Raw genomic sequence first — 21762 nt, 5'->3', positions numbered from 1 at the left:
TCGTCCCGCCGGAGTTCCACGGATCCAACTGCATCGACGTCGTGTTCGCACGTCCGAACCCTAAGGCGGTTCTCCCGGAGTACCTTGCCGAATATACCAACTCTGCTGTCGGCAAGCAGCATGTCGTTGGGAACAAGGGCGGACTCGCTCTTCAGCACTTCAATGTGGGCGCTTACAAGGAGATGCTCGTTCTCCTGCCCCCACTCCCCCAACAGCGCAAGATCGTCGAACTCCTGCGGACATGGGACGGGGCCATCGAGAAGCTGGAGGCGCTGCGGGCGGCGAAGCTTCGTCGGCATCGCGCGTTGACCCACTCTCTGGTCTTCGGCACGCGCCAACTGGATCGCTTCCGCACCACAGACGAAGTGGCCGCGCATCGCTGGTTCACGCTTCCCGCCACCTGGGGCATCAAGCCAATCGGCAAGCTTGCGCGCGAGATATCCGAACGGAACGGCGACGCAGAGCAGCATGAAGTCCTGTCCTGCTCGAAATATGACGGATTTGTCCGGTCGCTCGAATACTTCAAGAAGCAGGTCTTCAGCGCCGATCTGTCAGGCTACAAGAGAATCTGGCGCGGCGACTTCGGCTTTCCCAGCAACCATATCGAGGAAGGCTCTATCGGCCTTCAGAACCTGACAGACGTCGGCGTCGTCAGTCCCATCTACACGGTCTTCCGCTTCGCCCCGGAGAAGGTGGATGCCGACTACGCCTTTGCCGTGCTCAAGACCGGGCTCTATCGGCACATCTTCGAGGTCAGCACCAGCGCTTCCGTGGACAGGCGCGGCAGCCTGCGCTGGAGCGAATTCTCGAAACTGCCCTTCCCGCTTCCGTCGCTGGCCGAACAGAGGGCCATCGCAGAGGTGTTGGGTACGGCACAGACCGACCTCGACGCCCTCAATACCGAAATCGAAGCCCTCACCCGCCAGAAACGCGGCCTGATGCAGAAGCTGCTGACAGGCGAATGGAGGGTCAGCCCATGAAGTTCATCTACATCGACGAAAGCGGTGCACGCGATCAGGGCGATGTGTTCGTCATGGCGGGGCTGATGGTCGACGCCTACAAGCTACGCAAGAAGACCGAGGATTTTGACCGGCGGCTGGAAGCCCTCTTTGCGCTCCATCCCGGAAATCGCTCGGACTTCAAGACCAGCCGTTTCATCAACGGCAAGGGTGGTTGGCGGGAGGTTGATGCGGCCGAACGAAAGGCTTTCCTAAAGACCGTCTGCGAGCTGGCTGTCGAGAATGGCGGCAAGGTCTTCGGATACGCGCTTTCCTATGGCGCATTCGATGCGGCCGCGGCCGCTGGCCATGGGCAGCCTTTCGGCACAAACTACTGGCTGGCCTCATCTATGTTCACGGCGTGCCTCGTCCAGAAGAGGATGCAGGGCGTCAAGAACAGCAAGGGCCTCACCGTCGTCATCATGGACGACAACAAGAGCGAGATGCCGAAGCTGTCGGACGGGCTGTATCAGGGCGATGCCTGGTTCGATGGCCTCTATCAGACGCAAGGCAAGAAGCGTGGGAAAACGGTCTGGCTGGAGCGCAGCAAGAAGGATCGGTTCGACCACATCATCAACACCGCCTTCGCGATCAAGTCCGACCATTCCTCGATGGTGCAGGTGGCTGACGCCATCTCCTACGTCTATCGGCGGCATCTGGAATTGCAGGCCGTCGCGGAGGCGTGGGCAGGCGAGAAGGATTACTACGCCGAGCTTGTGGCCATTCTGGAGCCTGCGCGCGAGACACTGGGCCGCTGCCTGGATGCTCCCTGCGTGAAGTTCTACAAGGCGGCGAAGCATGCGGAGTGGAAGCCATGACCTTCGACGCCGCCGAGAAGCATCAGTCGCAAATCCCCGCCCTGCAGCTCCTTGTGGCGCTGGGGTTCACGCCGCTGTCCCAGGTCGATGCTGTGCGCCATCGTGGCGGCCGCCTGCGCAACGTGGTGCTCGACGACGTTCTTGCGGACCAGCTCCTGCGGATCAACAGCTTCACCTACCGGGGACGGGAATATCCCTTCGACCTCGAGGATGCTCACGAAGCCATTCGCCGTCTTAAGCCCACGCCTGACCGGCAGAAGGGCCTGCGTGGGACCAACCAGGACATCTACGATACCCTCGTCCTCGGAACGACCATCACCAAAACGATCCAGGGAGACTCGAAGTCCTATTCGTTCCGCTACGTCGATTGGGAGCGGCCTGCGAACAACGTCTATCATGTGACGGCCGAAGTCTCGGTTGAGCGGACTGCCAGCACCCAGACCAAGCGATGCGACATCGTCGCCTACGTGAACGGCATCCCGTTCCTCGTGATCGAGAACAAGCGGCCGACCGCGAGCCTGAAGAAGGCCGGCAGCCAGCTGATCGGCTACCAGAACGAAGACAACATCCCGCAGCTGTTCCACTTCGCGCAGCTTCTCATGGTGATGAACCGTGTCGAGGCGCGCTACGCCACCGTGGGCACGCCGCGGCAGTTCTGGCAGACGTGGCGGGACGAGGAAGACCGGGACGAGATCATCGATCCGCTGGCCAATCGGCCGCTAACGCCGTCTGAGGCCGACGCGGTCTTCTCGGGCGACTTCGCCTTTGCCCGCGCTCATTTCGATGCCCTGGCCGCCGAAGGTGCGCGCGCGATCACGGCGCAGGACCGCACAATTCATGCGATGTGCCGGCCGGAACGCCTGCTCGACCTGATCCGTCGCTTCACCGTGTTCGATGGCGGCGCACGCAAGGTGGCGCGCCATCAGCAGTTCTTCGGCATCCGGAAGGCTGTCGAACGCGTCCGCCAGTTCAATCTGGACGGCCGCCGCAAGGGTGGCGTGATCTGGCACACCCAAGGGTCGGGAAAGTCGCTGACCATGGTGATGCTGGGGCGCTCGCTCGCGCTCGACAGGGCCATCCCTAATCCGCGCATTCTGATCGTCACCGACCGCGACGATCTCGACAAGCAGATCAAGGACACGTTCAAGTCCTGCGAACTGGAACCTGTGCGGGCAACCAGCGGCGCCCATCTGATCGAGCTGATCCGAAACCGGACACCGCTCGTGACGACCATCATCAACAAGTTCGATACGGCCGCCAAAGCTGCGGAGGACGTCGACGAGGATGCCAACGTGTTCGTCCTGGTCGACGAGAGCCATCGCTCGCAGACCGGCCGCTATGGCGGTCACAGCCAGTTCGCCACGCGGATGCGCCGGCTGTTGCCGAAAGCCTGCTATCTCGGCTTCACCGGAACGCCGCTCCTGAAGAAGGAGAAGAATACGCTCTCGACCTTCGGCGGCCTGATCCACAAATACGCGATCGACGAGGCTGTCGCCGACGGGGCCGTTGTGCCGCTCCTCTATGAGGGACGGATTGTCGAGCAGCAGGTCAATGGCGGCGTGATCGACAAGTGGTTCGACAAGATCAGCGAGGGCTTGACCCCCAGCCAGAAGGCCGACCTGAAGCGCAAGTTCTCCCGCATGGACGCGCTGTCGAAGACGGGCCAGGCGATCCGGGCGAAAGCTTTCGATATCTCGGAGCACTTCCGCCAGCACTGGCAAGGCACGGGGTTCAAGGCGCAGCTTGTGGCGCCGTCCAAGGCAGCGGCCGTCCGCTTCAAGGAGGTGCTCGACGAGATCGGGCACGTCACCAGCGAAATCGTCATCTCGCCGCCCGATGACAACGAGGGCAACGAGGAGGTCGACAAGGAATCGAAGGACCTCGTGCGCGGGTTCTGGGCGCGGATGATGGCCCGGTACAAGACCGAGGACGAATACACCCGCCAGATCATCGACGCATTCAAGGGCTCGGGCGACCCGGAGATTCTTATCGTTGTGTCGAAGCTGCTCACCGGGTTCGATGCGCCGCGCAATACCGTGCTCTACGTGTGCAAGGCGCTGCGGGAACATAACCTGCTACAAGCTATCGCCCGCGTGAACCGGCTCTACGAAGACGGCGCGACCGAGAAGCAGTCCGGCTTCATCATCGACTACGAGGGGCTGCTCGGAGAACTCGACACGGCGCTGACGACCTACAGCGCCTTCGAGGGCTTCGACGCCGCCGATCTCGCTGGCACGGTCCACGATGTGCGCGAGGAAATCCGGAAGCTGCCCCAGCTCCACGATCAGCTCTGGGACCTGTTCAAGCCGGTCAAGAACAAGAAGGACATGGAGCAGTTCGAACAGTTCCTGGCCGATGAGGCGATCCGGCAGGAGTTCTATGAACGACTGAAGGCGTTCAGCCGCTGCCTCCACATCTCGCTGTCGTCGGACAAGCTCTTCGACGTCTTCGACGAGGCGAAGATCGACGTCATGAAGAAGGACTGGAAGCAGTTCTCCGAGCTGCGGCGCTCGGTCCAGCTTCGCTACCAGGAGACCGTCGACGTCAAGGAGTTTGAGCCAAAGATCCAGAAGCTGCTGGACGACCATGTGGTTGCCATGCCGGCCGAGACGATCATCGAGATGGTCAACATCAACGACCCGGACGCGCTGAAAGCGGTGGTGGAGGAGACGGGCGTCTCCGAGGCGTCGAGGGCGGACCGGATCGCCAGTGCGACGCGCCGGACCATCACCGAAAAGATGGACGAGGACCCGACCTTCTACCGCAGTTTCTCGGAACTGCTGGAGGAAACCATCCGCGACTATCGGGCCAAACGGATTTCCGAGCGCGATTACCTCAAGAACGTAGTCGATCTGGCCAGCAAGGTTGCCCGCAAGGACCGGGGGCGCGAGGTGCCGGATGCGATCAAGGGCAACGACGATGGGCAGGCGTTTTTCGGGGTCCTTGAAGGCGTGCTCGCGACTAACGACGGTAAACCGATCGCGGCAGATGAGGTTGCCGCCATTGCGCTCACGATCATCGACATCGTCAAGTCCCATCACATCGTCGACGTCTGGTCCAATGACATCGCTCAGAACAAGATGCGCAACGCCATCGACGATTACTTCTTTGATATCCTTCGCGATGAGCGGGGCATCGAACTGACCCTTGAGGTGATGGACGATCTTGAACTCAAGATCATGGACTTGGCCCGCGCACGGTTTCCTGGATGAACGCGGAACGACACAGCGTCCGATATGGTGAACACCGGATTGATTTCTCCATCGTGCGCCGCGATCGGACGACGCTGGAAATCGCCGTAGAGCCTGATGCCTCCGTTGTGGTCGCTGCTCCACAGGATGCTCCGCTGGTGGCTATCGAGGAGAAAGTGCGCAAGCGCGCCGCGTGGATCAGGCGCCAGCAGCGGTATTTCATCCAGTTCCTGCCGCGCACCCCGGATCGCCAGTATGTGGCAGGCGAGACCCATCTCTATCTCGGGCGGCAGTATCGATTGAAGGTAGTGCCCCACGTTCAGGCGACGGTGAAGCTCGTCCGTGGCTTCATTGTGGTCCAAACGCACAGGCCCGAACGGACCGAGGCCACCCGCGAACTTGTCGAAGGTTGGTATCGGCAGCGGGCCCATTCAAAATTTGCCGAGCGCCTCGAAGTCAATCTGCTGCGCTTCCCGGCCCCGGAAGACTTCCGCCCCAAAAGCCTGATCGTGCGCCAACTCCAGCAGCGGTGGGGTTCGATGTCCCCGGCATCGCGGCTGCTGCTTAATCGCCGCCTGATCGAGGCGCCAATCGACGCAATCGACTACGTTATCACGCACGAGCTCTGCCACGTCGCGGTGCCGCACCACGGTCCAGAGTTCTTCGAGCTCTTGGACCGCGTGTTACCCGATTGGGAAATGCGGAAGCGGCGACTAGAACAAAAGATGGCGTGAGAAAATGAACTCTACCCGTCAGTAGCCAAAGCCAAGCAGACTGCCGCTCGCATCCATGACCGCAGCCCAAAGACGGACTACTGTGGCCGCGTTAGCGGCAGAAACGGTTTCGCCGGATACGCCAGTTCGGCGCGCTTTGTGGCCACGCCCGTGCTCGCGGCGGTGCATGGGCACGCGGGCTTCGAGCGGCTCTATCGCGAGATATGCGAGGACCTCCCCATGGTGGGGCGCGTTCCGCATTCCTGGCCGTTTGCGCCCGTCAACGGGCCCAGGTTACGCGGCGCCCAACCCGCACCGGACGGTGCATCACTTGCAGCGTGGTTAACCATTGTCCCGAAAGGAAGCAGATATGGTTAGCCATCACACCGAAGCCGCCGACGTCGTCCAATTTGTTCACCCAGCGCAAGTGGCGGTTGGTCGAAGCCGCAAGGCGGCGTCTGTCGTCATCCTGAAGCGCTTGCGCCAGATTCTGGCCGAGACTGAGCTGCGCCCCTCGGATTGGGGGCAAATCGGCGACGCCGTTCACGGCGATCTTCACATCATGTTCAACCGTCACGAAGCGGGCGTGTGCTTCCGGATCGACGGGCCCCAGGGAGGCCCGCCGTTGATGTCGGGCTATATCGATCCGCGCCGGCCCGGCCAGTATGTGGGCGGAAAGCTGCACGTCATGAGCTGGCGCCGCGGCTGGGAACGCGCCCTGTTCTAGACGCCAACCGAGGTCTGCGGCTCGAAGGCCGCCTCTATCGCTCGCTACTCTTCGGTCGTCGGCGTGCTGCGCCGGATCTGCATCACAGCGGCTTCCGGGCCGCCAAGCCGGATGACGCCCAGCGGCGCCGCCACGGTCACCCCGGTCTCGGCGTCTCCGACCGCGGTCGGGCCGCTGGCCGTGCGCCGCTTGTGCCGGACGCGCCACTCGTGATCCTTGAGCGGGCGATCAGCCCACACCCAACCCCAGTCGTTCGCATCGCTGAGGCGGATCGAGCGGACCCACTTGCCCCGGCGGTACTGGGCCAGGCCGAGCCGCACGCGAGCTTGGTCGGACTCCAGCTCGGCCTCGTCAGGCTCTCGCCCCCGGTCGTTCACGGCGGCGACCATTTCACGGAAGAGGATCGGCCAGTCCGCATCGTCGAGCATACGGCCGATTAGGGCCACGTCGCGCCACAGCTGCTCCTCCTCGGGCGTCTGGGGCTGGAACAGATCGACGTAGAACCAGAAGGTGGCGATCGGAAGATTATGCACGTCCCCGGCACCTCGCTCGTGCATGATCTTCTTTTCGAGCGTGACGCGGTCGACCAGGCGGCTGATCTCCCCCTCGATGTAGACGCGCACGGCCTTGTTCCCCTTGCCGTCGGGGCGACCGCCCTCGCCATCGAAGGGTTCCACGGTCACCTTGGTGATCAAGCTGCGGACGATTTCGCGGGCACGCGCAGCGTCGCGCTCGTTCCCCTGGATCGCCTGCCCCAGATCCTCCAGCAGAGCCTCGAAGCGGCCAACCACGAAATCCGAGGTGAGCTCCACCGGCCGCGCGTTCTCGGTGCGCGCGGCCTCGCGCTCGAACTGGGCCTTCGAAGCGATGAGCGTCTCCAGGTCGTCGTTGAACATCTTGCGCGCGTGCACGCCGGGCTTGAGGCGAAGCTGCTCGCGGATCGAGTCGATCTCCTCGTTGATCTCGGCCAGCTTCTGAACGGCCCGTGCGCGGCGCTCGGCGGCCGCCTCGTTAGCCGGCCCGCGTTCGCGCAGATATTCCGGCATGAACCAGGAGATGACTTCGGGCTGAGCGAGCTGCTGCGTCAGCCCATCCAGCGCCGCCTTCTCCAGGTCCTGGCGACGGACGCGACGGTTGTTCGAGCACGCCTTCAAGCGATAGGCCGAACATCCCATCGTCTTGGAAACCTGCACGAAGGAGCCACCGCAGACACCGCATTTCACCAGCCCGCTGAAGGGGTAGGTGGGGCGGCGTCGATCAACCAGCTTCGAGGCGGGGCGAGCGGCAAGCCTGGCCTGATTGCGGTCCCATACGTCCTGGGGAACGATGCGCAGATCAGGGCGCTCGTGCTCGATCATGTCGGCGACGTCGCCCTTACGCTTCTTGAGTTCGCCGGTCTTCGGATCGCGCTCGTTCGTCACCTTCCCGTGGATGACGCGCCCGACGATGATCGGGTTACGCAGCAGGCCGGACATCGAGCGCTTCACGCCCACGATGGTGTTCGGATGCCAGATCGGACCACCCTCCGGGGTCGGTATGCCCTCCGCTGTAAGGGCGACGGCAATCTGGTGGGGGCTGAGGCCCGCGTCGAAGTCCTGGTTCACTCGAAGGACGTAGGGAGCAGTGGCGTCGTTCACAGCGATGTCTCGCACGGGGTGACCGCGGCTGTTCAGGATCGGCGAGCCGTCCGCCGCCTTCTGCTCGACCAGGCGGTAGCCATACGGCACGTCGCCCATAAACTTCCCGCGCGCCGCGGCGGCGCGGCGGCCGCGGGACGTGCGTTCGGCCATGCGCTCGCTCTCCATCTGCGCCATTTCGGCGTAGATGGCGAACTCGAACCGGGTCATGAAGCCCTTGTCGTGCGTGAAGATCATGACGTTGGCGTCTTGGAGCCGGTTGCGGGCGTCGTTGAGCTCCCGCGCGTCGCGGCCAAGACGGTCTAGCTGGAAGACGCCGATTACATCTGCTTCGCCCGCGGCGGCGGCCGCCATCATGTCCAGGTAACCAGTCCGGCGCTTGACCGAACGACCAGACTTTCCCTTGTCGGTGTAGGAGCCGACCACCACCCATCCGTGCCGCTGGCAGTCTTCGGCCAGGATGCGAAGCTGATCTTCAGCCCCAAGCGGGTTCTGTTGGTTGTCGGAGAAGCGCGCATAGAGCAGCACTCTGGAGCCGGGAGGCGGCACCGGGCCGCGATTAAACAGGCTCACACCAACGGCTCCTGGGTCTTGGCGTCGCGTTGGGCGGCCAGCCGGGCGAGGCTGAGCACCAGGGGCGCAAGGAGACGCTGCTCGGCGGTCAGCCCCTCAAGGAGGTCCTGCTCTCGGCGGTCCTGCGCGCGGCGCCACAGTTCGTAGTCCACGGTCCTATTCGAGGGCGGTGTCATCGGGGGCGGGTTCCCAGCGTCAGCGGTCAGCGATGGGCTTGCGGACCACGATGCTGTCCGCCGTGAATTCGTAGCGCTGGGGCGGCAGCTTCTCGTAGGAGCGCCCCTTAAGCAGGCCGAACGCCTCGATGGCGCCCTCGCCATTGATCAACGCGGCGCCGGCCACGCGGGGGCGGCTCTCGAGCTGGAAGCAGACCGGCGAGGCGACCACCAGGCTGCGACGGCTGGTCCTGGCCAACTGGACCTCAACGGGTTGATGTCCCGGGCACCCGAGAACCTGTCCATGGGCGCCGTCCACATCGGGCATCTTCGAGAGGAGGACCAACCAAAGAGCCGAGCTGAACCCGTTGGCGCGGGCGATAAGCGACGGCGCCATCTCCGCGGCGAAGGGGCCGTGGGGATGCTGATCGTAAGGCTGATGAAGGACCGGCTGGGGGCCGCCGGAGAGGCCGACGTTGGTCTGCATGATGGCTTCTACTGAGGGTGATGTGTGGACGAGCCCAGGCTCGGGTGATGTCGCTGGCGATCAGGCGGAGGCCGGCGTGGTCGCGAGGCTCAGCTTGCGCCGCGCCAGGCCGCGCTTCACCCGGTGGTTGTGCACTTCGGACCAGGCAGTGCTCATCTCGCGCCAGATCGCAAACGTCAGGCGCTCAACCACGCCGGCCTGCGCGGTCATCAGGACGACGCCCGTTTCGTCCATCGCCTCCGACAGGTAGGACTGCGCGCTGGCGCTGCGCGGAAGTCGGTCCAGGCTTTCCAAGATGATGACCTCGGCATGACCTCGGCGTGCGAGGTAGGCCATGCGCCCCAGGGCGGTGCGGCTGTCACCGCGGCCACGGCGGCGCCGGTTCGTATCGAGGAACTCGCCCTCGATCTCCCATTCGTGGCGACGGGCGATCTCGCGGCAAATATCTCGCTGCTGCTCGACCGGGCCCCACGGACGGTCATCCGAGCCGCTGATATAGATAAAGGCACGGCTCCCCGCGGAGGGAAGGGAGTTAGGCATCCGAATTCTCCTTTCTAAGAGTTGTCGTTGATCGGCGGGGTCATGGCCCGCGCCCGGCGTCGGCAGCGCGCTGTCATGAATCGGCGCCGGGTGACCGGCCGCACGGCCATGGCGATTGCGCCTAGCCGCCAGAGCTCAGGGAGCCGCCCTGGTCGGCCCAGGGGCCCATCTAGGGCCCGCCTCTAGTCGATATCGTGCGCCCTACCCCTCCGTGACGAGCTGGATGCGGTGGGCGGGGACCAGAACGCGGCCCAGGACCTCGCCGTCGTCGTTCGGCAGCGCGTCCCCAAGCAGGCCGCGCTCGCGGCGGAGGATGTCGGCGACATCTTCCAGGCCGTCGGCCTCCAAGCCGAGCCCCAGGCGACCCCCGCCGATCATGTGGATGGTGATGTTCATGTGCGAATGATGCCTGGCCCCGAACTGGAGTCAAGTATTTTTAAGTTCTCGTGGTCATGGTCCGAGTTGTAAAGGATGGAATTGCGTGACCTGTGTAAAGGAATGATTTGCGTAAGCTGATTCATTACTTGACGCGAGCGTCGCACGTGCGTATAGGGGTGTGGACGACGAAGGAGGAGCCCACCTCGGCGGGAATGGTCCCGGCGAGAAACCTCAATTTCGATTCGTCAAATGAAGAACAACGGAAACGAGCTGAACCACCCCGGCCAACCGCTGCCGGAGCCCGAAGTCCTCACCTTCCCCTGCCCGCCCGGCATCCACCCCGACACGCCGCTGCGCCTGTCCAAGGCGGTGGTGATCGCCTTCCCCGACGGGTCGCTGAAGCCCAGCACCCTGATGACCGAGCACCAGCGCGGGAACCTTGAACTGGAGAAGATCGGGGGCCGCTGGTTCGTCACCCTCCGCGCCATCAACGAAATGAGGAAGAAGTGCCGCGTCGTCGTGAACCGCCCCGGCTCTGGCTCCGAGAGCGAGCAGGTCGTCCGTCCGTATACGTCGTCCTCGACGGAGGCCGAGAGGTCGGCACGGGCTGCGGCCCTGATGCGCGCCGAGAGGCTGAAGAAGCGCTCGCGCGCTACCTAGCGGCCAAGCACGAGCCGGCCTTCGGCGACGGCGACCCACGCCGCATCCTCGTCGCGGACTGCGTGATCTACTACCTGGACAGCCTGGACGAGGACCATAGCGGGCCCGAAGCCACTCACGTGCCCTGGCTGATCGACCACTTCGGCGGCATGGCCTGCAGTCAGGTGAACATTGACACCTGCAAGGCCTACGTCGCCGCTCGCACCACCGGAGCGATCGGGCACAAGCCGGTCAAGCAGGCGACGGCGAAGCGCGAACTCGAGACGCTGTCGGCCGCGCTGAACCGGGCGTGGAAGGCGGGCAAGCTGGATCGCCCCATCGCCGTCTGGAAACCGGGCACGGACGAACAGGAGGCGCGGTGGCTCACCCGTGACGAGGCCGCGCGGCTGCTCCGGGGCGCGCTGGGCTTCACGCCGAACGGCTTCGACGCTGACGGGCGGGTGACCGCCTACGCACGGGTGGCCAAGCCGAACTACCATGTGGCCCGATTCATCCTGATCGCCCTCTACACCGCCACCCGCCACGCGGCGGTGCTGGGACTGCGGTGGGAGCGGAACGCGCACTCCGGATCGGTCGATCTGAAGGAGCATCGCATCTATCGCCGCGGCACCGAAGAGCGCGAGACGCGCAAGCGACGCCGCCCCTGCCCGATCCCCGATCGCCTGCTGCCGCATCTCCGGCGCTGGCGACGGCTGACGGTCACCGGCCCGACCGAATACGCGGGCGAGACCATTCAGCGGCAGAAAACCGGGTTCGACGCTGCGCGGCGGCTGGCGAAGCTGGGCGGCGACGTGACGCCGCACACTCTCAAGCACACGTGCATCACCTGGATGCTCCAGGCGGGCGTGCCGACATGGGAGGTCGCTGGCTTCACCTCGACCAGCGAGAACCTGATCCGCCGCCGCTACGGTCACCACTGCCCCGACCACATGGAGAACGCCCGCAAGGCTCTGAGCCGCAGAAGGGGCTGACGAGGGGGACACCATCTTCCACCGGGCCGTCGATAAGGCCAGGCGATCCTCACAGGCAGCAACTCGCTCCGGAGTTTACCTGGCCCGGGCGATAGGCACGACGCCAAGCAGCCTCTCGACCTCGGCGACGACATCATCGGCTAGCGGCAGATGCGCCCGCTCGGCTCGCCAGATGTCATGAAAGCGATCGACGGCTTCAGCGGCCGCATCGCGGGCCAGGGCCTCCGGCAACCCGGCTCTGGCGGCCATGTAGACCACCTCGTCGAGGCTGAACTCGTCCATCCGCTTCGTCCGGGCGTACTTCAGCGCCGCGTTCTCATCGGGAATGTAGACGGTCGTCGACAGGAAGTCGTAGCCGGGCGACAGCTCGGGCGTGCGGCCGTCGCGATAGATCAGCGACCAGTTCTTCAGGTGCATGTCGGTGTTGCCGATCAGGGTGTTGAACACCAGGCGCCGGATGAACTCGCGCACCCCGGGCTCCCCAGTCTCCAGCCAGAGCACCTTCGCCAGATAGCGATAGGATCCCTTGTCGTACTTATCGCCCGGATAGACCCCGAAGACCTGGGCGAAGTCCTCGATATGGATCCGTCCCCCGTCCGCCCGGCGATCGAACCGCCGGATGGCGAAGGCGTCCTCCTCGAACTTTCCGATTCCTTCCGGCAGCCCCTCGATTTGGTCGAGTGGCACGAGGTCCACGTCAGGGATTTCCATGCCCATGGCCTTGGCCAGGCGCATCATCGAGTACTCGTTGGCCGCGACGCCGCGAAAGTGGACCGACGGCAGTTTGATGATCCAGTCCCCACCTCGGCCGCTCGCGGGGATGGTCAGCCTCCCCTGCGCCTTTTCGACCGCCGAGAACTTCAGTTGCACGCCGGCCAGGGAGAACCTCAGGGGGCCCTGACCCGCGGCGCCGTCGTCGTGCTGATCATCATCATGATCTTCATCAACCGGGCCCTCTCCGACGGGGCGGACGGCGACGGCGCCTGGAAGGTCGGGACCAAGCGCCTCCAGCAACGGGTATTCCCGCATCGGCTTGAGGCCGGCCCGCTGGGCCAGGTAGTCCCTAAGCGCGCCTTCAGGCAGCAGGTTGGAAAAGACGGGCATCAGCCGCGTCTGGGTGGGCCGATGATTGCGCAGCAGTCCGCCGCGCTCCCCCTTGAAGGAGAGGCTGAGCGTCGGCCGATCGGGATCGTCCGCATAGTCGTCATCGAACGAGAAAATCGACTGATCCCCACCCAAGGCGGTGATCAGGCCGATCCTTCGACCATCGAGCAGGACTTCGAGCGCGTCGGCTGCCATCGTCAGTCCTCGTCATCCAGGCTGTAGGCCGGACGCTCCGCCTGCGGCGCGTGCAATAGTGCGCTTCGGAGGTTCTTCAACCAGGCGGCGGCGTCCCGATAGGTCTTGGGGCGGCTAGGGCGCTCCACCGGCGGATCACTCAGGAAGCCCTCAAGGTTGGCCCGCAGGCGCTCAAGATCGGCCGTCGGTGCGATCTTCCCCAGGCCTGGCGCGAGAGGCTCCAACTCCTGAAGGCTGGACGCGATGGACGCGATGTCCTCGCGCTCCGGAGCAGAGGCTCGCGCCGCCTCGGCAAGACGGCGAAGCTTGGTGAGCAACCTCCTTGCGCTTCGCTCCTCCGACCTTTCCCCCGCAGAGCGGACGGCGGCTTCCACGGCCGTGATCGCCGATCTCGGCACGAGTTGGAGGTCCAGATCGAGGGAGCGCGCCAGTTCGAGCAGGGTGGAGACCTGCGGGTCCACCTCGCCGTTCTCGATCCGGGAGATTTGGGCCTGGGTCAGGTGCGCGCGGGCGCTGAGGTCTCTCTGGCTCCAGCCTTTTTCGCGACGCGCCTGCCGTAGCGCGTCGACAAGCGGCTCCAAGCCATATCGTTTTGATATTTTATGCGACATCGCCGCCCCATACTGATGCCGCTTTATATATCACAACCCGCACGGGAAAGCCGCTAGATTTATTCTTATATATCGCCCCGACCGAATGATGTTGTTTTTTATATCATCCGGGCGGCCTGATCTTCCGACCTGGGCGGTTTCAAGGTTTCACACGCCGATCATGGCTGAGCTCGAAGCGGCGGCGACGAAGAAAGGGGAAGCGAGGACGCCAGACTTTCCAAGCCTTGGGTCAAAAGGCCGAACCCGTCGCCCCAGGAGTCCCCGGCCCGGAAGGTCGCCTCCGTGCGGGTTGGCGGCTTTCAGAGCTTCCGCCCTCGGGACATCCATTTGATGCAGGTCAACGCCGTTTCCCGAGCCACGGTGCACATATCGTCCAAATAGCCGACGCGGCCGGATGGCGGCGAAAGATATGGGGGACGGCATGATCCGCGGATTACTCTTGGCTTCGACGGCGCTGGCAGGCCTCGCGCTGGCGCTCCAGCCCGCCCGGGCTCAAACGGCGGATCAGCCCCCTCCGCAGTCACCGGCCCCGGTCGCCGCCCAACCGCGCCTCAACGTGGACGGCTCGATCTCAGTCTCGGCGGTTCATACCGACAATGTCTTTGTGACCACGAACAATCGCGTGGGCGATTTCATAACGCTGGTGGAGCCGTCGCTGTCGGCGACCCTGACCGGCAACAGGTACCAGGCCCGGCTGGGCGTGAGCGCGGATCTGGCCCGATATGCGGATCAGACCAACGAGAATTACGAGGACTATCTGATTGAATTGGAGGGGCGGCTCCAGCTCAATCCGGCGATCCTGCTTTTTGGCGGCGTTGACTATTCCGCCCTGCACGAGGGCCGCCAGTCCCCGGACGATGTCCAAGGCGTCAGGCCCACTGAGTATGATCAAGCCAGCGCCTTCGCCGGCTTTACCGGCAATTGGCGACCGTGGGCGGTGCGCTTCGGGGTCAACTTGATCGATCTGAACTACGACGCCGCTCACGACGGCATGGGCGGCGTCATCAACAACGACGATCGCGACCGGGCCAAGCTGGAGGTCGGGGGCCGCGTCAGCTACGCCTTGAGCCCGCAACGACAGGCCTTCGTTCAGGCCACGCTTGACCAGCGCGACTACGATCTGGCGGTGGACGACCTGGGATTCCAGCGATCGTCGTCAGGATATCGCCTGGCCGGCGGCATGCAGGGCGTCCTGGGACGGAATGTGACGGGCGAGGTCTATGCGGGCCTCATATCCCAGGATTACGACGATCCGCGGTTCAGCGACACGGCGGCCCTGGACTTCGGCGTGCGCGCCGATTGGGCGTACGCTCCCCGCTCGCGCATCAGCGCCTTCCTGGGTCGGACACTTGAGGAGACGACCCTTGGCGGCTCCCCCGGATACCTCAGAACCTCTGGCGGGATTTCGCTCAGCAGGCGGCTGAGCAACGAACTCCAGGTGCTCGCTCACCTCGAGCACCGAAAGGACGATTATCGGCTGCTCCACCGGGCCGACTACAGCCTCGAGTCGGGGGTGAGCCTTCGATACTTCTTCACCCGCCGCGCCTATCTGGACGCCGGCTACGCCTTCTCGGAACGGAACTCGAACCAGGCGGGCAACGACTTTAACGAGAACCGGATCACCCTGCGGCTGGGGGCCCAGCTAGACCCGGTGACGCGGGCTGAAGATTTCGATCCCGACGCCGCATTCGAACCGCTCGGCTTCTATGCCGGCGTCAATGCGGGCCATGGCGCCCTGGTCACCAATCTGACGGGCTCGCGCGGACCGGGGACCAATACTGCCGACTTCGGGTCGGACGGCGGCTCCTTCGGCGTCTTTATCGGACACGGCTGGACCGTCGACGAAGTCATCCATCTCGGTCTGGAGTTCGAAGCCGAGGACGTCGCCCAACAGTGGGACCACCGCGCAGGCCGCACCTTCGGAGTTCGCATCGACGACACCTATGGCGTCACGGCCCGCATCGGCCATCGTCTGCAGGGCGACGCCCTTGCCTACGCGAGGGCCGGAGTCGTCAGCACCGCCGTCCGCACGCCCTATCTGCATGACACCGAAATCCTCGACCGAAGCGAGCGCGAGACTGGATACCGGTACGGGGTCGGCGCCGACTTCCCAATGACGGAGCGGGTCTTCGGCCGCTTCGAATACGTGTTCACCACCTACGGCGATTACACGATCCAGTCGCCGCGAACGTCCGACAACTTCGCGGATGCGCAATCGCTCCTCCGGCTGGGCGCGGGCTACAGGTTCGGACGCTCCGCGCCAGCCGCACCCTCCGCGGTGGATTTCTCCGGCTTCTACATAGGCGCCCAGTTCGGTCACGGAGCCCTGACGAGCGAGAATGTCGGTCCTCGCCCCGGCCCCGACTTCATTCTGGATGCGGAGAGGTCCGGCTTCGGGGGCGCAACAGGTGTTTTCGCCGGATACGGCTTCGTAATGGCCGAACGCTTTTACCTGGGGCTGGAGGTTGAGGCGGGGGTTTCCAGCGAGGGCTGGAACATCGAGCGCGACCCTGAGGGCCGCGTGTATTCGGTCGAGACTGACGAGGAGCACGGCTTCGGGCTTCGCGCCGGCTACGTGCTCAATGGCGCCAGTCTTCTCTATGTGCGCGCCGGATCCGTACGCGCCCAGTTCCACACCGAGTACGAGGTCGGGCCAAACCAGCTCATCCAAGACGACCGGCGGGACGGGCTTCGCTACGGAGGAGGCGTCGAGATGGGCGCGGGGCCGCGCTACCGGTTCAGGGTTGAGTACACGCACACGGACTACGATGAGTATTCGGCCACGCCCAATTCCGTCACGGATGTCTTCGCAAACCGCGGAACCAGCTTCAGGGTAGGGTTCGCCTATCGATTTTAAAGTCGGAAGCGATGGGACATGATGCTGGCGTGTGTGCCCGCCGACATGAGATTTTGCGTCTCGTTATCCTTCTCACTCATTGCTACTTTCGAACCGTACGTCGTTGTGAACTTTCGAAAGTTTGACTGAGATCAAATACATTGGTTCGCACCCCTGAATAGATGGTTTTCAACCGCCGGACCTGCGGGTCGGGCAGGCAGTGAAAATCCATTTCATCTAAACTCACGGGGACGCATCACATGACCACCTATCGCAAGTTTCTCACCGGCGGCGCGGCCTTCGCCGCCCTCGCCTTCGCGGCCGTCGCCATCCCGGCGCCGGCGGCTTTCGCCTTCACCAAAGAGTCCGGCGCCGCCATCGTTCTAGACGCCAGTCAGCAGCGGGGCGGCTCGCGCGACCAGCAGCCCCGTGGTCAGGGTTCGCGTCCTGACAGCGATCGCGGCGGCCAGGGTCAGGGGCAGGGCGGGCGCTCGCTCGACGACATCTTCCGCGACATCGGCGGCGAAGGGGAAGAGGAAGACTCCGACCGTCCCGACTGGGCCGGAACCCCGGGCGGGGGATCGGACCACGGCGGGGGGCGCCCCTCCATGGCGGGCAGCAAGCGCGGCGATCTTTTCGGCGACCTGTGGGTGATCCTGCGGGACGAGAACGGCGTGCCGATCCTGACCCCGGAGGGTTGGGTCCAGCCCCTCGACGCCAACGGCAACCCCGTGCCCCTGGATGAAGAGGGGGCGCCCATCGACGAGACCCTGGTGCAGGAGGTCGAGTTGGGACGCCTGAACGTCGGGCGGGCGCCGAACAGCGTGCTGGACCGCCGTGCCGAAGAGGTGGTGACCCTGCTGAACGCCGCCACCGATCTCAGCACCGACGCCTCGGGCCGGCTTGTCATCACGACCGCCGACGGAACCAGCACGATCGACTCGCCGCTGGAGAACCTGGCCATCTATGTGGCGCTGCTCACCCAGGGCACGATCCCGGGCGTCAGCGACCTGCCTGGCACCGCCTATGATCACCTGGTCGACGGTGTGTTCACGGCGGCCGACCTGCAGGCCAGCGCGTCCTTCCTGGCGGCGGCTACGGACAAGACCAGCCCGTTCACCGCCGACGAGATCGCCTACATCAACGCGTTCCTGGGCATCAACACGGCGACGCGGGGCAGCGCCACCTGGTCGGTCATCGACTATTCGGACTTCACCTATGACCGCTCGGACGTCTACGGCTCCGCTACGGCCACGGTCCTGGTCCAGCAGGCGGACGGAACCTGGGTGGCCCAGACGGTGAATATCTACGAGGCCGTTTTCGGCAGCGTGGACGCGACCGTGTCCGGCAGCCTCGACGCCTACACCCGGGCCGCCGACGACGCCCGCACCGTCGTCAACTTCCTGCACGAGTACGAGGTGCCCGCCACGTCGCTGGACGACGTCGAGCACTGATCAGTCAGCAAGAGGCCCGCCGCGAACGGCGGCGGGCCGTCCCTCATGCAGCGCCGGGCGCGCCTGGCGCAGGAGAGCCCAGATGTCAGCGAAGCTTCTTCTCGCCACCTCGTCCGCCTTGGTGATCCTGACGGTCGGAGCGCCGCCGCTCCAGGCTGGGGGGCTGCTTTCAGCCGACGCATCGGCTCTTTTGCAGCACCGCGGTCAACCTCGAGGCGGCGATGACCATAATCCTGGCGGTCATGGGGACGATCACGGCGACGACCATGGGGACGACCATGGCGGAGATCATGGGTCCGAAGGCCGGGGCCGAGGCCGCGATTCCCATTCGACCTCAGGCGGGCATGGCCGATCCATCGATGACCGCGTCTTTCGTCGGGATACGGACACCGGCCACGGCGGCGGACGGAGCGGTCGCGGCGCCCTGTACGGCGACATGTACGTCGTCCTGCGCGACGCCAACGGCGTTCCGATCCTGAACGAGAATGGCTTTGTCCAGCCCGTCGACGCCAACGGCCAGCCCATACCGTTGGATGAAGAGGGCCGGCCCATCGACGAATCGCTGGCTGTTGAGGTCGAGCTCGGCCGCCTGAATGTGTCGCGCGCTCCCAGCCAGGTGCTCAACCGCAGGCTCGACGAAGTGGTCGGCCTGATCAACTCCGCCTCGGCCCTGTCGCTGGATCCCGCCGGTCGCCTGGTCCTGACCGTGGACGGGGAACAGCGCACCATCGACTCACCTCTTGAGAACCTGGCCATCTACCGTGCGCTGATGACCACCGGGTCTATCCCGGGCGTCACCCTGGACCCTGCGCTGATGAGCGGCCTGGGCCACATGGCGGACGGTCAGCTGACGCCTGAGGACTACGCCGCTGCAGCCCATTTCCTGGCCGGCGCCGCGGACAAGACCACCCCTATCTCGCTGGACGCGGTCATATATCTCAACGCCATGCTGGGCGTGACAGGCTCCATTGAGGGGCCGAACGGCCGCAGCTACGTGGATTACGCCAGCTTCGGCTACGACCGCAGCGACGCCTATTCAGGCCGCATGGTCGAGGTGCTGACGCCCGACGGCAACGGCGGCTGGGTTACGCAGACGGTGGACATCTTCCAGGCCGTCTTCGGCGGCCAGAACGCCAGCGCCCCGACCGGAGCCGGCGCCTGGACCCGGGCCGCGGACGATGCGCGGGCGGTCATCAACTACCTCCACCAGTTCGAGGAGCCGTCGCACGAGACGCACGACTGAAGCGCGCCTCGTCCCCGGAGGTGAGGCGCCCGGACTTCCACTGAAGGAGCAAGAAGATGAACCGTCGACACTTTGCCCTGACGCTCGTGGCGCTGACATCATCGGCGAGCGTCGCAGGCTGCAGCCACGGCTACGGTCCCGGCTACGGTCCCTGGGGCGGCACAGTCATATACGTGCGAACCGCTCCGCCGCCGCCGCCGCCCAGGATCATCATCCCACCCCGCCCTTCATCCACCGCCGTATGGATCGAGGGCTACTGGAACTGGACCGGTGTCACCTTCGTCTGGGTGGACGGCTTCTGGGAGCGCAGCCCGCCTCCCGGCCGCGTCTGGGCGCCAGGACGTTGGGTGCAGACCCCTAGGGGCTGGCGGCACGAGCCGGGCCGCTGGGTGGCACGCCGCCGACCCAGGTGATTGCCAGTATTTGGCGCGCACAAAAGTTAGCGCTGTGTGGTTCCAGGCCGCGCCTTTTGATTCAGGTCAATGCGAACCATCACACGCATGAATAGTATTGCTGTATTCGAGGTGCGAAGAGCCCGCCTTTACGCCAGAATTGTTCTTTCCACCACTCAATGCGGGCGGAGGTGTGTCATGGTTTCGAGACAGGTTTCCTCAGTTGTTTTGGTCGGAATTCTGCTGCTGGGCTCGTCGGGGCTCGCGCTGGCGCAACCGCGCGGCGGCTCGCGGCCCCAACCCCAAGCGACCCAGCCCGCGCCGGTCCAGCCGGACCGTGACCGAACCCGCGACCAGGATAGGGATCGCGTTCCGGATCAGGATCGCCTGCGCGACCGGGACCGCGACCGGCTCCTGGATCTTGACGGCGACGGGGTGCCGGATCGCGATCGCGATCGCGACCGGGATCGGGACTATCTCAACAGCGCCAGCAGCCTGGTGGCTTCCGGCCTGCTGACCGAGCAGGAGCGAAGCCAATTCCGGCTGCAAATGCAGCAGGCGTCTTCGGACGCGGATCGCGCGCGAATCCGCGCCGAACACCGCCAGCAGATCCGCGAGCGCGCCGAGCAGATCGGGATCAGTCTCGGCCCCGACGGCGTGCAGAGCCAGGGCCGCCACCGCTACATGCTGAGCCAGATGCTCACCGATCAGGAGCGCCTGCGCTTTCACGAGCAGATGCGTCAGGCGACGAGCCGTCAGGAACGGGACCGGCTGAGAGAGGAACTGCAGGAGCGCCTGCAGGAGCGCCTGCGGCAGTCGATGCAGGACGGCCAGTAGGCTTTGACGAGGGATCCCCGGACAGCCCCCCTCCCGGATCCCTCGGCAGGGCGGCTGCGAGGCTCTGGCGCCAGCCCGCCGGAGCCCCGCGGCCAGCCTCTGAACTCATGGGCCTCGCCGCCATTGAGAGATCAGGCAGCCGGTGAAAAGCGATGGCGCTTGAACGACAACAGCTTCACTGAAATGCTTCCTCCACAAGGGCCTCATTCCCTCCCGAGTGGAAGTTTGCGTTAGACTGACAGCACCGCCATCGCCGCGACTTAAGCCCGCTTCAGCCGGGCCAGCTGATCCCACAGGTGGGCGCGATACGCCTCAAAGCAGGCGGCGCCGGCCATCAGCCGCATGACCGCGCCCTCGGCCAGGCTGCGCACGCACTCGGGTCGCTCGGTCGCCAGCGGCAGCAGCACCTCCTCGTTCCAGGCCTTGGAGTGCTCCACGTCGAGCGTGGCGTGCAGGGCGTAGTACTTACGCTCGGCGCCGATCCCGAGCCGCTTCAGACCCGCCGCCACTTGTGCCGAACGCCACGGCGCCGTCAGCTCCACGGCCCCAAGCGCGCCCAAGGCGTGATAGGCGTAGCGGCGCGTGGTCGAGAAGGCGACGAGGATGTTCCCCAGGGCCAGCGACGGCCAGACCGTGCTTTCGATGGTCGGTTTCAGGTTCAGATGATCGGCCAACACCTTCAGCATCGGGCCATGCATGCCCTTGATGTTGCCGCGGCCCATCTCGTCCCAGTAGTTACGCGCCAGCTCCAGCTTGGGCCGGTCGGGCATCTTCACCTGGGCCATGGCGACCAGGTCCTCGAAGCCGGCCTCGCCGGCCACCTCCTGCTGCAGGAACCAGCGCATCTGCTCCAGATCGGCCTCTTCGGCCAGCCACGGGAACAGCGGATCGTTCTCGCCAGGACCGTGGCCCTTGAGCGCCTCGAACCAGGCTACGAACGCCTCGGGGTCGTTCTCGGGAAGGTCCGCCAGCCAGCCCTCCGCATCCTTGCGCAGGTGCTCGATGAAGGCACCCTCGATCAGCACCATCTCGGCGTCCTCCAGCGCGTAGGACATCCAGTCGTCCGTCGGCGTGGAGGGGGCCAGCCGCCGCGCGTTCCAGCGCGTCAGGCGCTGATGGAAGGCGTCGGGATTGGCGACCTCGGGCCTGAGGGCGGTGATCTTGGTTTGCGGCATGCGCGACTCCATGGACTGGGCCGGGAATACGCGCGCCAGGACCGGGAGTTCCTAAGTCGGCGACCCG

At 64.9% G+C, this 21762-nt stretch carries 21 protein-coding genes; 12 read left to right on the top strand and 9 right to left on the bottom strand.

Annotated features, from left to right (window positions below; all coding sequences use genetic code 11):
* Positions 1-41 precede the first annotated feature (41 nt).
* Genes Q0812_RS08765 through Q0812_RS08750 form a run of 4 tightly spaced genes read left to right on the top strand, consistent with a single transcriptional unit; the run spans position 42 to position 5741 of the window.
* Positions 42-980 (top strand): restriction endonuclease subunit S, encoded by a 939-nt coding sequence (locus tag Q0812_RS08765; RefSeq protein WP_302109946.1) that lies wholly within the window; start codon positions 42-44, stop codon positions 978-980.
* Complete coding sequence (locus tag Q0812_RS08760; RefSeq protein WP_302109945.1) at positions 977-1816, top strand: DUF3800 domain-containing protein; 840 nt, start codon at positions 977-979, stop codon at positions 1814-1816. The genes Q0812_RS08765 and Q0812_RS08760 overlap by 4 nt, the downstream gene beginning before the upstream one ends.
* Complete coding sequence (locus Q0812_RS08755) at positions 1813-5028, top strand: type I restriction endonuclease subunit R (protein ID WP_302109944.1); 3216 nt, start codon at positions 1813-1815, stop codon at positions 5026-5028. The genes Q0812_RS08760 and Q0812_RS08755 overlap by 4 nt, the downstream gene beginning before the upstream one ends.
* Complete coding sequence (locus Q0812_RS08750) at positions 5025-5741, top strand: M48 family metallopeptidase (protein WP_302109943.1); 717 nt, start codon at positions 5025-5027, stop codon at positions 5739-5741. The genes Q0812_RS08755 and Q0812_RS08750 overlap by 4 nt, the downstream gene beginning before the upstream one ends.
* 259 nt (positions 5742-6000) lie before the next feature.
* Here the strand turns inward: Q0812_RS08750 and Q0812_RS08745 are convergent, their stop codons facing one another.
* A complete protein-coding gene (locus tag Q0812_RS08745) occupies positions 6001-6279 on the bottom strand; it encodes a hypothetical protein (RefSeq protein ID WP_302109942.1) in 279 nt (92 codons plus the stop codon).
* A gap of 3 nt (positions 6280-6282) precedes the next feature.
* Here Q0812_RS08745 and Q0812_RS08740 point away from each other — a divergent pair, with 3 nt between their 5' ends.
* Positions 6283-6447 (top strand): hypothetical protein, encoded by a 165-nt coding sequence (locus Q0812_RS08740; RefSeq protein ID WP_302109941.1) that lies wholly within the window; start codon positions 6283-6285, stop codon positions 6445-6447.
* A 44-nt stretch (positions 6448-6491) separates the two neighbouring features.
* On the opposite strand, the gene Q0812_RS08735 is transcribed toward Q0812_RS08740, so the two are convergent.
* The 5 genes from Q0812_RS08735 to Q0812_RS08715 form a co-directional block, all read right to left on the bottom strand.
* Positions 6492-8657 carry a recombinase family protein gene (locus Q0812_RS08735; protein WP_302109940.1) on the bottom strand — a complete coding sequence of 722 codons (2166 nt, stop codon included), beginning with the start codon at positions 8655-8657 and terminating at the stop codon, positions 6492-6494.
* Positions 8654-8809: a hypothetical protein gene (locus Q0812_RS08730; protein ID WP_302109939.1), complete on the bottom strand. Its 156-nt coding sequence runs from the start codon at positions 8807-8809 to the stop codon at positions 8654-8656. Before Q0812_RS08730 ends, Q0812_RS08735 begins: the two co-directional genes overlap by 4 nt.
* A 43-nt stretch (positions 8810-8852) precedes the next feature.
* Positions 8853-9299 carry a hypothetical protein gene (locus Q0812_RS08725; protein WP_302109938.1) on the bottom strand — a complete coding sequence of 149 codons (447 nt, stop codon included), beginning with the start codon at positions 9297-9299 and terminating at the stop codon, positions 8853-8855.
* Positions 9300-9359: 60 nt separating this feature from the next.
* Positions 9360-9839 (bottom strand): recombinase family protein, encoded by a 480-nt coding sequence (locus Q0812_RS08720; RefSeq protein WP_302109937.1) that lies wholly within the window; start codon positions 9837-9839, stop codon positions 9360-9362.
* Between the two features lie 201 nt (positions 9840-10040).
* A complete protein-coding gene (locus Q0812_RS08715; protein ID WP_302109936.1) occupies positions 10041-10235 on the bottom strand; it encodes a hypothetical protein in 195 nt (64 codons plus the stop codon).
* Between the two features lie 231 nt (positions 10236-10466).
* On the opposite strand from Q0812_RS08715, the gene Q0812_RS08710 reads away from it, so the two are divergent.
* Entirely contained in the window at positions 10467-10877 is a 411-nt protein-coding gene (locus Q0812_RS08710; protein ID WP_302109935.1) for a hypothetical protein, read from the top strand.
* Between the two features lie 62 nt (positions 10878-10939).
* Positions 10940-11848 carry a site-specific integrase gene (locus Q0812_RS08705; RefSeq protein WP_302109934.1) on the top strand — a complete coding sequence of 303 codons (909 nt, stop codon included), beginning with the start codon at positions 10940-10942 and terminating at the stop codon, positions 11846-11848.
* 75 nt (positions 11849-11923) lie between these two features.
* On the opposite strand, the gene Q0812_RS08700 is transcribed toward Q0812_RS08705, so the two are convergent.
* Both Q0812_RS08700 and Q0812_RS08695 read right to left on the bottom strand, forming a co-directional pair.
* Positions 11924-13147 (bottom strand): type II toxin-antitoxin system HipA family toxin, encoded by a 1224-nt coding sequence (locus Q0812_RS08700; protein ID WP_302109933.1) that lies wholly within the window; start codon positions 13145-13147, stop codon positions 11924-11926.
* Between the two features lie 2 nt (positions 13148-13149).
* Positions 13150-13728 carry a helix-turn-helix domain-containing protein gene (locus Q0812_RS08695; RefSeq protein ID WP_302109932.1) on the bottom strand — a complete coding sequence of 193 codons (579 nt, stop codon included), beginning with the start codon at positions 13726-13728 and terminating at the stop codon, positions 13150-13152.
* A gap of 451 nt (positions 13729-14179) precedes the next feature.
* On the opposite strand from Q0812_RS08695, the gene Q0812_RS08690 reads away from it, so the two are divergent.
* The 5 genes from Q0812_RS08690 (at position 14180) to Q0812_RS08670 (ending at position 20520) form a co-directional block, all read left to right on the top strand.
* The gene (locus tag Q0812_RS08690) at positions 14180-16615 is read left to right on the top strand and encodes an outer membrane beta-barrel protein (protein WP_302109931.1); all 2436 of its coding nucleotides are present in this window, start codon (positions 14180-14182) and stop codon (positions 16613-16615) included.
* Between the two features lie 239 nt (positions 16616-16854).
* Positions 16855-18048, top strand: a complete 1194-nt coding sequence (locus Q0812_RS08685; protein ID WP_302109930.1) for a hypothetical protein — start codon at positions 16855-16857, stop codon at positions 18046-18048.
* A gap of 82 nt (positions 18049-18130) precedes the next feature.
* Entirely contained in the window at positions 18131-19291 is a 1161-nt protein-coding gene (locus Q0812_RS08680; RefSeq protein WP_302109929.1) for a hypothetical protein, read from the top strand.
* Positions 19292-19347: 56 nt separating this feature from the next.
* A complete protein-coding gene (locus Q0812_RS08675; protein WP_302109928.1) occupies positions 19348-19704 on the top strand; it encodes a hypothetical protein in 357 nt (118 codons plus the stop codon).
* A gap of 177 nt (positions 19705-19881) precedes the next feature.
* Positions 19882-20520, top strand: a complete 639-nt coding sequence (locus tag Q0812_RS08670) for a hypothetical protein (RefSeq protein ID WP_302109927.1) — start codon at positions 19882-19884, stop codon at positions 20518-20520.
* A gap of 260 nt (positions 20521-20780) precedes the next feature.
* On the opposite strand, the gene Q0812_RS08665 is transcribed toward Q0812_RS08670, so the two are convergent.
* Positions 20781-21695 carry an iron-containing redox enzyme family protein gene (locus Q0812_RS08665; protein WP_302109926.1) on the bottom strand — a complete coding sequence of 305 codons (915 nt, stop codon included), beginning with the start codon at positions 21693-21695 and terminating at the stop codon, positions 20781-20783.
* Between the last annotated feature and the right edge of the window lie 67 nt (positions 21696-21762).

Source organism: Peiella sedimenti (assembly GCF_030504955.1).
Classification (GTDB): domain Bacteria; phylum Pseudomonadota; class Alphaproteobacteria; order Caulobacterales; family Caulobacteraceae; genus Brevundimonas; species Brevundimonas sedimenti.
This window is presented reverse-complemented; position numbering and strand designations above follow the sequence as displayed.

Coding starts and splice junctions, on each gene's coding strand:
- Q0812_RS08700 (WP_302109933.1), bottom strand. CDS start 13,147: ATGGCAGCCGACGCGCTCGAAGTCCTGCTCGATGGTCGAAGGATCGGC.
- Q0812_RS08680 (WP_302109929.1), top strand. CDS start 18,131: ATGTCAGCGAAGCTTCTTCTCGCCACCTCGTCCGCCTTGGTGATCCTG.
- Q0812_RS08675 (WP_302109928.1), top strand. CDS start 19,348: ATGAACCGTCGACACTTTGCCCTGACGCTCGTGGCGCTGACATCATCG.
- Q0812_RS08685 (WP_302109930.1), top strand. CDS start 16,855: ATGACCACCTATCGCAAGTTTCTCACCGGCGGCGCGGCCTTCGCCGCC.
- Q0812_RS08750 (WP_302109943.1), top strand. CDS start 5,025: ATGAACGCGGAACGACACAGCGTCCGATATGGTGAACACCGGATTGAT.
- Q0812_RS08665 (WP_302109926.1), bottom strand. CDS start 21,695: ATGCCGCAAACCAAGATCACCGCCCTCAGGCCCGAGGTCGCCAATCCC.
- Q0812_RS08720 (WP_302109937.1), bottom strand. CDS start 9,839: ATGCCTAACTCCCTTCCCTCCGCGGGGAGCCGTGCCTTTATCTATATC.
- Q0812_RS08755 (WP_302109944.1), top strand. CDS start 1,813: ATGACCTTCGACGCCGCCGAGAAGCATCAGTCGCAAATCCCCGCCCTG.
- Q0812_RS08690 (WP_302109931.1), top strand. CDS start 14,180: ATGATCCGCGGATTACTCTTGGCTTCGACGGCGCTGGCAGGCCTCGCG.
- Q0812_RS08725 (WP_302109938.1), bottom strand. CDS start 9,299: ATGCAGACCAACGTCGGCCTCTCCGGCGGCCCCCAGCCGGTCCTTCAT.
- Q0812_RS08715 (WP_302109936.1), bottom strand. CDS start 10,235: ATGAACATCACCATCCACATGATCGGCGGGGGTCGCCTGGGGCTCGGC.
- Q0812_RS08670 (WP_302109927.1), top strand. CDS start 19,882: ATGGTTTCGAGACAGGTTTCCTCAGTTGTTTTGGTCGGAATTCTGCTG.
- Q0812_RS08760 (WP_302109945.1), top strand. CDS start 977: ATGAAGTTCATCTACATCGACGAAAGCGGTGCACGCGATCAGGGCGAT.
- Q0812_RS08740 (WP_302109941.1), top strand. CDS start 6,283: ATGTTCAACCGTCACGAAGCGGGCGTGTGCTTCCGGATCGACGGGCCC.
- Q0812_RS08710 (WP_302109935.1), top strand. CDS start 10,467: ATGAAGAACAACGGAAACGAGCTGAACCACCCCGGCCAACCGCTGCCG.